The sequence below is a fragment of the Adlercreutzia sp. DFI.6.23 genome (genome assembly GCF_024462535.1).
Classification (GTDB): Bacteria; Actinomycetota; Coriobacteriia; order Coriobacteriales; family Eggerthellaceae; genus Adlercreutzia; species Adlercreutzia rubneri.
This window is the reverse complement of sequence record NZ_JANGBP010000186.1, coordinates 1-401: the sequence shown is the minus strand read 5'-3', so window position 1 is coordinate 401 and position 401 is coordinate 1. Positions and strand designations below refer to the sequence as shown.

The following is a 401-nucleotide window of genomic DNA, read 5'->3' as shown; positions in this document are numbered from 1 at the left end:
GCCACGCTCAGGGTCCTGGACGCGGCCGAGAACGTGGTTCTGGTCGGCAGCCCGGGCGTGGGCAAGACCCACATCGCGGTGGCGCTGGGGGTGGAGGCGGTGCGCGCCCGCCAGGAGGTGCGCTTCACCGACTGCGCGGCGCTGGTGCGCGACCTGAAGGACGCCTCCTCGCGCGGCATCCTGGCGAAGAGGCTGAAGTACTACGCCCACGCGACGCTGCTCATCATCGACGAGCTCGGCTACCTGGACGTGGACGAGGAGGGGGCCGACCTGCTGTTCCAGCTCGTCTCGGCCCGCTACGAGCACCGCTCCACGGTCTTCACCACCAACGTGGCCGTGGGCCTTTGGGCCGACGTGTTCGGGGACGCGGTGACCGCCGCGGCCATCGCCGACCGGGTGTG

The 401-nt window shown here is 71.3% G+C and carries 1 protein-coding gene; it reads left to right on the top strand.

Features of this window, described 5'->3' with window-relative positions:
- Positions 1 to 401 (top strand): ATP-binding protein (locus NE591_RS12930; protein ID WP_256156825.1); only part of this gene is annotated, 401 nt, incomplete at both ends.